This window comes from Actinomadura sp. (assembly GCF_044508335.1).
Taxonomy (GTDB): domain Bacteria; phylum Actinomycetota; class Actinomycetes; order Streptosporangiales; family Streptosporangiaceae; genus Spirillospora.
On sequence record NZ_JBIQHY010000050.1, the window covers coordinates 1 to 8,983 of the forward strand.

At 74.2% G+C, this 8,983-nt stretch carries 10 protein-coding genes; 7 read left to right on the forward strand and 3 right to left on the reverse strand.

The window, feature by feature from the left end:
- From ACIWVC_RS18345 to ACIWVC_RS18355, 3 genes are all read right to left on the reverse strand, one after another.
- Entirely contained in the window at nt 1–417 is a 417-nt protein-coding gene (locus tag ACIWVC_RS18345) for an Rv3235 family protein (RefSeq protein WP_396448848.1), read from the reverse strand.
- A 359-nt stretch (nt 418–776) separates the two neighbouring features.
- On the reverse strand, nt 777–2,156 hold the full coding sequence (locus tag ACIWVC_RS18350) for a PTS transporter subunit EIIC (RefSeq protein WP_396448849.1): 1,380 nt from the start codon (nt 2,154–2,156) through the stop codon (nt 777–779).
- 23 nt (nt 2,157–2,179) lie between these two features.
- The gene (locus ACIWVC_RS18355; protein WP_396448850.1) at nt 2,180–2,920 is read right to left on the reverse strand and encodes a GntR family transcriptional regulator; all 741 of its coding nucleotides are present in this window, start codon (nt 2,918–2,920) and stop codon (nt 2,180–2,182) included.
- A 450-nt stretch (nt 2,921–3,370) separates the two neighbouring features.
- On the opposite strand from ACIWVC_RS18355, the gene nagA reads away from it, so the two are divergent.
- The 7 genes from nagA to ptsP are packed head-to-tail and all read left to right on the forward strand — an operon-like array spanning nt 3,371 to nt 8,970.
- Complete coding sequence (gene nagA / locus ACIWVC_RS18360) at nt 3,371–4,531, forward strand: N-acetylglucosamine-6-phosphate deacetylase (RefSeq protein WP_396448851.1); 1,161 nt, start codon at nt 3,371–3,373, stop codon at nt 4,529–4,531.
- A complete protein-coding gene (locus tag ACIWVC_RS18365) occupies nt 4,528–5,568 on the forward strand; it encodes an SIS domain-containing protein (RefSeq protein WP_396448852.1) in 1,041 nt (346 codons plus the stop codon). The genes nagA and ACIWVC_RS18365 overlap by 4 nt, the downstream gene beginning before the upstream one ends.
- Nucleotides 5,565–5,849, forward strand: a complete 285-nt coding sequence (locus ACIWVC_RS18370; RefSeq protein ID WP_396448884.1) for a glucose PTS transporter subunit EIIB — start codon at nt 5,565–5,567, stop codon at nt 5,847–5,849. The genes ACIWVC_RS18365 and ACIWVC_RS18370 overlap by 4 nt, the downstream gene beginning before the upstream one ends.
- 16 nt (nt 5,850–5,865) lie before the next feature.
- Nucleotides 5,866–6,315 carry a PTS glucose transporter subunit IIA gene (locus tag ACIWVC_RS18375; protein WP_396454359.1) on the forward strand — a complete coding sequence of 150 codons (450 nt, stop codon included), beginning with the start codon at nt 5,866–5,868 and terminating at the stop codon, nt 6,313–6,315.
- Between the two features lie 4 nt (nt 6,316–6,319).
- Nucleotides 6,320–7,015 carry an HAD family hydrolase gene (locus ACIWVC_RS18380; protein WP_396454360.1) on the forward strand — a complete coding sequence of 232 codons (696 nt, stop codon included), beginning with the start codon at nt 6,320–6,322 and terminating at the stop codon, nt 7,013–7,015.
- A complete protein-coding gene (locus tag ACIWVC_RS18385) occupies nt 7,012–7,284 on the forward strand; it encodes an HPr family phosphocarrier protein (RefSeq protein ID WP_396448855.1) in 273 nt (90 codons plus the stop codon). Before ACIWVC_RS18380 ends, ACIWVC_RS18385 begins: the two co-directional genes overlap by 4 nt.
- A gap of 3 nt (nt 7,285–7,287) precedes the next feature.
- Nucleotides 7,288–8,970, forward strand: coding sequence for a phosphoenolpyruvate--protein phosphotransferase (gene ptsP / locus ACIWVC_RS18390; RefSeq protein ID WP_396448856.1), 1,683 nt, complete (start codon nt 7,288–7,290; stop codon nt 8,968–8,970).
- The last annotated feature ends 13 nt before the right edge of the window (nt 8,971–8,983 follow it).

The window sequence follows — 8,983 nt, forward strand, 5'->3', positions numbered from 1 at the left end:
TCAGGGGGCGGTGGTCTCCAGCGCCGTGCAGCGCCAGCGCCCCCGCGTGTGCTCCAGCCGCAGCGCCAGCGCGTGGACCCGCCCCGACACGGCCGCCACGGCGACGGCCTCCGCCACCGCCGGCGACGGCCGCTGCACCCTGCTGGACAGCACCCGCGGCGGAGCGATCCGGCCGCCGCCCGCCCCCGGGCGCCCGTGCGGGGCGACCGCCCGGCACACCGCCGGGACGGCGACGAGCGACAGCTGATGCGCGGGCCGCATCCCCGCCAGCACCTCCACGACGAGCCGCACGGCCGCGTCGGCGACGGCCCGGACCTCTGCGTCCACCCCGTCCCCCGGCCGCACGACCCGCAGGCCGGGCGCGCGCACCGGCGCCGCCGCGGGCCGGAGCGCCAGCGCGCCCCGCGTATCGCCCACCGGCCGATACCGGATGATCCGAACCACCGAAGACGCGACCGGACGACGCCCCATGAAGACCTCCCGACTCGTTTATGAACAGGAGTCAGAAGGGCTCCGGAAAATACATCCTGACCACCTCCGGCCGCCCCCGTAACGCGTACGGCCGCCCCGGACCGAAGCCGCCCACCGCGTCCGTTTCGCCGCATGCACGTCAAAGGCGGCGGGACGCTGGGGGAACGTCCCGCCGCCTTTGGGAGCAGGTCCCGGACGGTGCGGGGAGTCCGGGACCTCGGGAGCCGGGCCGGTGGGCTGGCCGGCCCTGAGGGCGGGGCGCCGCGAATGAGGGGTGAGGGGTTCGCGGCGCCCCTGGGGGGAGGTCAGCCGGCCGGGGCCTCCTCGGGCTCGGCCGTGCCGCCCTTGCGGCGCCGCTTCTTCCCGTCCTTCTCGCCGCCCGCCAGCTCGGGGTCGGCGGCCGGGTCCGCGACGGTCGACTCCTCGCCTTCGGGTTCCCGGCCCGGCGTCGCGAAATTGAACTTCGCGATCAGGAACCTGAAGATGAAGTAGTAGATGAAGAAGTACAGGACGCCCATGCCGATGATCAGCCAGAGGCCCTCGGTGTTGTCCTTGCGGGCGTTCAGCAGCATGTCGATGAGGCCCGCGGAGAAGCCGAAGCCGAGCTGCGCGCCGGCCGCCTCCAGGATGGCCATCGAGATGCCGGTGAGCACGACGTGCACGCCGTACAGGACGGGCGCGACGAACATGAACGCGAACTCGATCGGCTCGGTGACGCCGGTGATGAACGCGGTGAGCGCGGCGGAGATCATGATGCCGCCGACCGCGGGCCGCCGGTGCTTGGGCGCCGCGTGCCAGATCGCGAGGGCGGCGCCCGGCAGGCCGAACATGATGACGGGGAAGAACCCGGCCAGGAAGCCGCCCGCGTTGGGGTCGCCCGCCAGGTACCGGTTGATCTCGCCGTGGACGGCGCCGTCCGGGCCGTTGTAGGTGCCGAACACGAACCAGATGAGCGAGTTCGGGATGTGGTGCAGGCCGAACGGCAGCAGCAGGCGGTTGATGACGCCGTAGATGCCGGCGCCCGCGGCGCCCGCCCCGGTGATCCAGTTGCCGGCGTCGGTGAGCCAGTTGCCGAACACCGGCCAGATGAAGCCGATCACGATGCCGAGCGCGAGGCCGGCGACCGCGGTGATGATCGGGACGAACCGGCGGCCGCCGAAGAACGCGAGCCAGGTCGGCAGCTTGATCCGGTAGTAGCGCTGGTAGAGCAGCGCCGCGATGACGCCCATCAGGATGCCGCCGAGCACGTCGGTCGGGTTCTTGGCGCCCCAGTCGATGACCTGGGCCTGCGCGCCGTCCGCGACCTTGGTGATGAGGACGTTGCCCTTGAGCTCGTCGCTGTGCGAGAACATGATCTTCGAGACCCGGTCGAAGACCAGGTAGCCGACCACGGCGGCGAGCGCCGTGGAGCCGTCGGACTTCTTGGCGAAGCCGATCGCCACGCCGACGGCGAAGAGCAGCGGCAGGGCGGCGAACAGCGCGTTGCCGGCCTCGCCGACGATCTCGGCGACGCGGTCCCAGCCGAGGCCGTCCGCGCCGAGCATGTCGGCCTGGCCGAAGCGCAGCAGCAGCGCGGCGGCCGGCAGGACGGCGATCGGCAGCATGAGGCTGCGGCCGATGCGCTGCAGCACCGCGAGGGTGCTCGACCCTCGGCGCGGTGCGGAGTCCACTGTTGTCGCAGTCATCGCGAGGTTCCTCCTCAGGGGGTTCAGGAGTGCGGCGGGGGGTTTCCGAGGGCCGTGTGGATCTGGTAGCGGTCCGCCCTGTAGGTCGACACGCCCAGCTCGGCGCACACACCTCCGGTGTACGAGCGGCGTTGCAGGAGCAGCACGGCACTGCCCCGGGGGATCTGCAGGTGCCTGGCGTCCGTGGCGTCGGCCAGGCTGGCGTCGATGGTCTGGTCGCCCGCGTCGAAGACCAGCCCGTACACCGCTTCGAGGACGCCGTACAGGGAGCGGTCGGCGAGCCGGCGGTCGAGCAGGTCGGGGGCGAGGGAGGCCAGGATGTGCGCCCGTTCGAGGGCCATGGGCTCCCCGTCGGCGGTACGGAGGCGTTCGATGACGTGGATCTCGGTGCCGGGTTCGACATCGAAGATCCGGGCGAGCCGCGCGTCGGCCGGGACGGTCCGGCGGTCGAGGTCGATCGCACCCGGCCGCAGCCCGCGGGCCAGCATGTCCTCGGTGAACGAGACGAGCCGCAGCGGCATCTCGATCTTGGGACGGGCGACGAAGGTGCCCTTCCCCGGGACGCGGTAGAGCCGCCCCTCGGAGACGAGCTGGTCGACGCCCTGCCGGACGGTCATGCGGGACAGTTCGTACCGGGCGCACAGCTCGCGCTCCGACGGGATCGGGGCGTCGACGGGCAGTTCCGCGCTCTCGATGAGGTCGAGCAGGATCGCGCGGAGCTGGAAGTACTTCGGTACGGGACTGTGCGGATCGATGGTGGTCACGGGGGTCCTCGATGGCCGGAGGCCGGATCGACGGGGTTCGTCGGGTTTCGACGGTTTCGGTGGACGATGGAGGACTAGACGGTATGGGTTTCGGTTCGTACTGGTCTAGGCCGGACTAGACCACAGGTCCGAAAGGCATGTCAATGCACGAATTTGTAACAACCCGATTACGTGCCGACGACGGACAAGATCGAAGAACCCGCAGGTCAGGGCGGTCTCGCGGACACGGCGTCCGGTTCGGTTCCGGCGCCGTGGCCGCTGTAGGCCGCCGTCCGAACCCGCGGCGCCGGGCCGCCGCCCGCGACGGTTCCGGTACCGGACGAGTTTCGCCTCGCATCTTCTTCTCCATCCGATTCGTGGAGTATGGTGCGTACTGGTCTAGTCCGGACTAGACCAGTTGAAGTCGGAGGAAGCGACCCGCGATCATCGCGTCACAGAGAGCGCGCACCCATGGCATCACTCCTGATCACCGCCGACCGCATGATCATCACCCCCGCGGGCAGTCCTACCCGCGTCGTCTCCCCGGGATACGTCCGGGTGGCGGACGGGGTGATCGCGGAGGCGGGCGAGGGCCGCCCGGCCGGCGAACCCGACGTCCGCCTCGCCGGCGGCCTGCTCGCGCCCGGCCTGGTCGACCTCCAGGTCAACGGCTTCTTCGGCCACGACATGGTGGACGCCGGCGAAGAGGGCTGGCGCACCGTCGTCTCCCGCCTCCCCGAGACGGGCGTGACCGCGTTCCTCCCCACCTTCATCACCGCGCCGGTCGAGACCCAGGCCGCCGCCCTCCGCCGCACCCGCGACCTCCTGCCGAAGCTGCCGGACGGGGCGCGCGTCCTCGGCGTCCACCTGGAGGGCCCGTTCCTGTCCGAGAAGCGCAAGGGCGCCCACAACGCCGAGTACCTCACCGACCCGGCGCCCGGCGCGATCGCGACCCTGCTGGAGACGGGCCTCGTCAAGCTGGTCACGCTCGCGCCCGAACGCAGCGGCGCGCTGGACGCGATCCGCACGCTGACCGAGGCCGGCGTCCTGGTCAGCGTCGGGCACAGCGACGCGACCGCCGCGCAGGTCAGGGCCGCGGCCGACGCCGGCGCCCGCAAGGTGACCCACATCTTCAACGCGCAGACCGGCGTCCACCACCGCGACCCGGGCGTCGCCGTGCAGGCGCTCATCGACGACCGGCTCAGCCCCGGCCTCATCCTCGACCTGCACCACGTCGCGGCCGAGGTCGCGCGGCTGGTGTTCCGCGCCGCGCCGGGACGGGTCGTGCTCGTCACCGACGCCGCGGCGTCCGCCGGGATGCCGCCCGGCACCTACGACCTCGGCGGCGAGCCCATCACGATGCCCGAGCAGGGCCCGCCGCTGCGCGCCGACGGCACCATCGCGGGCTCCGCCCTGCGCCTGGACGAGGCGGTCGGCAACGCGATCGGCCTCGGCCTCGACCCGGCGACCGCGGTGGACGCCGCGACCCGGGTTCCGGCCGACCTCATCGGACGTTCCGACCTGGGCCGTATCGCGCCCGGCGCCGCCGCCGACCTCGTCTGGCTGGGACCGGACCATCGGGCGCGTACCACGTGGGTCAACGGGCACAAAGTCTTCGGAGGGGGATCATGACCAGTCAGATGCGCGCCGAGATCGGTGAGCAGCCGGACGCGCTGCGCCGGACGATCGACGCGCTCCTCCCGCGCACCGCCGACATCGCGGCGCTCGCGCGGGAGACCCGGCAGGTGCTGTTCATCGCCCGCGGGTCGTCCGACAACGCGGCGGTGTACGGGCGCTACCTGGTGGAGTCGCACGCCGGGCGGCTCGCCACCCTCGCCGCCCCCTCCATCGCGACGGCCTACAAGCGCAGGCTGGACCTGGACGGCGTGCTGGCCGTGGCGATCAGCCAGTCCGGCAAGACCGAGGAGATCGTCGAGACCCTCGACTGGGCGAAGGACTGCGGCGCCCGGACCGTCGCGGTCACCAACGGCGCCGGCTCCCCGCTCGCCGAGGCCGCCGAGGTCGCGCTGGTCACCGACGCGGGCGACGAGATCGCCGTCCCCGCCACCAAGACCTACACCACGCAGCTCGCCGCGCTGTCGGTGGTCGGCCTCGGGCTCGGCGCCGGCGTCGCCGTGGACGACCTGCGCCGCGTCCCCGACGAGGTCGCCCGGGTGATCGGGCTGACCGAGGCGTCCCCGGCGCTGCCGGAGATCGTCGAGGGGCTGGCGGGCGTCCCGGGCGCGGTCGTGTCCGGGCGCGGCATCGCGTTCGGCACCGCGCTGGAGCTGGCGCTGAAGATCAAGGAGGCGTGCTACCTGCACGCCATGGGCCTGTCGTACGCCGACCTGCTGCACGGCCCGATCGCGGTCGTGGACGCGCAGACGCCGGCGCTGCTGGTCGCCGCCGACTCCGGGCCGACGCTGCCCGGCACCGTCGCGCTGGCCAAGCGGGTCGTCGGCGCGGGCGCCCGCGCCTACGGCGTCGGCGGCGGCGCGGAGCTGGCGGGCGCCTGCTCGGCCGCGCTGCCCGGCCCCGCGCTGCCCGAGTGGCTGGCGCCGCTCGGCCTCATCGTCCCCGGCCAGATCATGGTCGAGCATCTGGCCCGCAGGCTCGGCGTCGACCCCGACGTCCCCCGGGGCCTGAACAAGGTCACGCAGACGGACTGACCACACGCGGACCGACCCGACCCACCCCCACGAGAGAAGAGAAGGACATGGACAAGGCCGAAGCCATCGTCGCGGCGCTGGGCGGCGCCGACAACATCATCGAGATCGAGCCCTGCGCGACCCGGCTGCGCACCGAGGTCGAGGACGCCGGCAAGGTCGACGAGGCGGCGCTGAAGCGGGCCGGCGCGCATGGCGTCATGCGCGCCGGCACGGTCGTGCAGGTCGTCGTGGGCCCCGAGGCCGACACCATCGCGACCGACATCGAGGACATCCTCGACTGACCCGGAGGGCCCTCTGATGACCCGAGTACTGTCCCCGGTCGCCGGCCGGGTCGTCGGCCTCGCCGGCGTCCCGGACCCGGTCTTCGCCCAGGCCATGGTGGGTCCGGGCACGGCGGTCGACCCCGAGCGCGGCGCCGGCCACGCCATCGCCCCCGTCACCGGGAAGATCATCAAGCTGCATCCGCACGCCTACGTGGTGGTGGACGACGAGGGCCACGGCGTCCTCGTCCACCTCGGCATCGACACCGTCAAGCTGAAGGGCGAGGGGTTCGAGCTGCTCGCCGCGGAGGGCGACGAGGTCACCGCCGGGCAGCCGATCGTCGGCTGGAACCCCGCGGTGATCGAGGCGGGCGGCCGCTCGCCGATCTGCGCGGTGGTCGCGCTGGACGCGAGCGCCGACGCCCTGTCGGACGTGGTGGAGTCGGGCGAGGTGACCGCGGGGGCCGAGCTCTTCACATGGAACTGAGCACATGGCGGTGATCGGCCTCGGCGCGGCGGTGTTCGACCTCGACGGCACCCTGATCGACACCGAACCGCGCAACCGCGCGATGTGGTCCCGGCTGTTCGACGCCCACGGCGTGCCCTACGACGACGCGCTCATCGCGTCGTTCGCGGGCAGGCGCGGGCTGGAGGTGCTCCGGGACCTCGCGCACCTGTTCCCCGGCCGGACGGTCGAGGAGCTGTTCGAGGAGGTCGTCTCCTACGAGTCGCTGCCGGGGATGCCGGCGGCGGCGCCCGTTCCCGGCGCGGTCGACCTGGTCCGATCGCTGGCCGACGCGGGCGTCCCGCTCGCGGTGGTGACCTCCGGCCAGCGCCCGTACGCGGAGCGGCTGCTGGGCGAGCTGGGCGTCCGCGGCCTGCTCGACCTGGTGGTGACCGCCGGGGACGTCGTCACCGGCAAGCCGCATCCGGAGGGCTACCTGGCCGCCGCCCGCGACCTGGACGTCCCGCCGGAGGAGGCGGTCGGGTTCGAGGACGCCCCGGCGGGCGTGCGGGCCGTGAAGTCCGCGGGCATGACCTGCGTGGGCGTCATCACCACGCAGCCGGCGGGCGCGCTCGCCGAGGCCGACCATGTGGTGGCCGATTTTCAGGAAGTCGACGTCGTCCCGGGCCCGGCGCTGCGCGTGCCGGGGTCCGGGGCACAACTAAGTAGGAGTGAGCGGTGAGCGAGCGCAACGTCAAGATCGAATCCAGGGTGGGGCTGCACGCGCGGCCGGCGGCCTTGTTCGTGCAGACCGCGGCCAAGGCCCCGATGGACGTGACGGTGGCCAAGCGCGGCGGCGACCCGGTGAACGCCAAGAGCATCCTCGCGGTGCTGGGGCTGGACGCGCGGCACGGGGAGGAGATCGTCCTGTCCGCCGAGGGCGACGGCGCCGACGAGTTGCTCGACGCTCTGGAGAAGGTGCTGTCCACGCCGGAGCCCGAGGGGGCGTGACCGGTGCCGGAGGTATTGCGGGGCACGGGAGTCAGCCCGGGAGTGGGCGCCGGGCCGGTGCGCGGCATCGCCGGGGCCGTCCCCGAGCCGCCCGCCGGTGACCGGCACGGCGGCGACGCCGCCGCCGAGCGCGACACGGCGCTCGCCGCGCTGGAGGCCGTCGCCGCCGACCTTGAGGAGCGCGGGGAGCGCGCCGCCGCGGCCGGCAACACCGACGGCCGGGACGTGCTGGGCGCGCAGGCGATGATGGCGCGCGACCCGGGCCTCGCCGACGGCGTCCGCGCCAAGGTCGACGAGGGCCTGGCGGCGGCCCGCGCGGTGTTCGAGGCGTTCGGCGTCTACCGGGAGATGCTCGCCGGGGCGGGCGAGTACCTCGCGGCGCGGGTCGCCGACCTGGACGACATCCGCGACCGCGCCGTCGCCCGGCTGCTCGGGCTGCCGGTGCCCGGCGTCCCGGAGTCGGACGAGCCGTTCGTGCTCGTCGCCCGGGACCTCGCGCCGGCCGACACCGCCGTCCTCGACCCGGCGAAGGTCGTCGCGTTCGTCACCGAGGAGGGCGGGCCGACCAGCCACACCGCGATCATCGCCCGGACGATGGGCGTGCCCGCCGTCGTGGCGCTGCCGGGCGCGGCGTCGCTCGCCGACGGCACCCGCGTCCTGGTCGACGGCACCGCCGGGACCGTGCGCCTGGAGCCGTCCGAGGAGGAGGTGGCGGCGGCGCGTTCGGCGGCCGCCGCCCGCCATTCCGCACTCGCGGAGTTCACCGGGCCGGGCGGCACCGCGGACGGGCACGCCGTGCCCCTGCTGGCGAACATCGGCGGCCCGAAGGACCTGGAGGCGGCGCTGGAGAACGGCGCCGAGGGCGTCGGCCTGTACCGCACCGAGTTCCTGTTCCTGGACCGGTCGGCGCCGCCGTCCGACGCCGAGCAGGAGGAGGCGTACCGGAAGGTGCTGGAGGCGTTCCCCGGCGGCCGGGTGGTCGTCCGGACGCTCGACGCCGGCGCCGACAAGCCGCTCGCCTTCCTGCCCGCGCCCGGCGAGGAGCCGAACCCGGCGCTCGGCGAGCGCGGGGTGCGGATGTCGGTCCGGCACCCGGACGTGCTGGCCGCGCAGCTCGCCGCGCTGGCCCGCGCCGCGGCCGGCCTGACCGCCGAGCTGCAGGTCATGGCCCCGATGGTGACGGACGCCGAGGACGCCGCCTGGTTCGCGGCGCGGTGCCGGGAGGCCGGCATCGCGCATCCCGGCGTCATGATCGAGGTGCCCGCCGCCGCGCTCCGCGCCCGCGACGTCGCGGCGGAGGTGGAGTTCTTCAGCATCGGCACCAACGACCTCACCCAGTACGCGTGCGCGGCCGACCGGCAGGTCGGCGGCCTCGCCCGCCTCCAGGACCCGTGGCAGCCCGCCGTCCTCGACCTGGTCGCCCCCGCGGCCGGCGCGGGCGTCCCGTGCGGGGTGTGCGGCGAGGCGGCCGGCGACCCGGCGCTGGCGTGCGTGCTGGTCGGCCTCGGGGTGACGTCGCTGTCGATGAGCGCCCCGTCGCTCCCGCTGGTGCGCGCCGCCCTGGCCCGGCACACCCTCGACCAGTGCCGGCGGGCCGCGGAGGCGGCCCGCGCCGCCCGCACGGCGGAGCAGGCGCGCGCCGCGGCGCGCGCCCATCTCCCCGCGCTGGCCGACCTCGGCCTGTGACCGCCCGCCCGTG

What these genes read in the sequence shown, in the direction of transcription:
- ACIWVC_RS18350 (WP_396448849.1), bottom strand. Translation starts at nt 2,156, where the DNA reads ATGACTGCGACAACAGTGGACTCCGCACCGCGCCGAGGGTCGAGCACC.
- nagA (WP_396448851.1), top strand. Translation starts at nt 3,371, where the DNA reads ATGGCATCACTCCTGATCACCGCCGACCGCATGATCATCACCCCCGCG.
- ACIWVC_RS18365 (WP_396448852.1), top strand. Translation starts at nt 4,528, where the DNA reads ATGACCAGTCAGATGCGCGCCGAGATCGGTGAGCAGCCGGACGCGCTG.
- ACIWVC_RS18375 (WP_396454359.1), top strand. Translation starts at nt 5,866, where the DNA reads ATGACCCGAGTACTGTCCCCGGTCGCCGGCCGGGTCGTCGGCCTCGCC.
- ACIWVC_RS18380 (WP_396454360.1), top strand. Translation starts at nt 6,320, where the DNA reads ATGGCGGTGATCGGCCTCGGCGCGGCGGTGTTCGACCTCGACGGCACC.